Consider the following 489-nt stretch of genomic DNA (forward strand, 5'->3'; position numbering starts at 1 on the left):
CAGGGCGGCCATGAGCAGGTCGTGCTCTGCCAGGACCGCGCCACCGGCCTGAAGGCCGTCATCGCCATCCACTCCACCGCGCTGGGCCCCGCGCTCGGCGGCACCCGTTTCCACCCGTACCCGAACGAGGCGGCGGCCGTGGCCGACGCGCTCCAGCTCGCGCGCGGGATGTCGTACAAGAACGCCATGGCCGGGCTCGACCACGGCGGCGGCAAGGCCGTGATCATCGGTGACCCCGCGCGGGACCGCACGGAGGAGCTGCTGCTCGCCTACGGCCGCATGGTCGCCTCGCTCGGCGGCCGCTACGTCACCGCCTGCGACGTCGGCACCTATGTCGCCGACATGGACGTGGTGGCCCGTGAGTGCCGCTGGACCACCGGCCGCTCCCCCGAGCAGGGCGGCGCCGGCGACTCCTCGGTGCTCACCGCCTTCGGCGTCTACCAGGGCATGCGCGCCTCCGCCCAGCACCTGTGGGGCGACCCCTCGCTG

At 74.2% G+C, this 489-nt stretch carries 1 protein-coding gene; it reads left to right on the forward strand.

Translation table 11 applies throughout. The annotated features are described in order from the left end of the window. Positions 1-489: Glu/Leu/Phe/Val dehydrogenase dimerization domain-containing protein (locus tag CCN33_RS33390; RefSeq protein WP_279628229.1), on the forward strand; the 489-nt coding region annotated here is incomplete at both ends.

The sequence above is a fragment of the Streptomyces recifensis genome (assembly GCF_002154615.1).
Lineage (GTDB): Bacteria > Actinomycetota > Actinomycetes > Streptomycetales > Streptomycetaceae > Streptomyces > Streptomyces griseoluteus.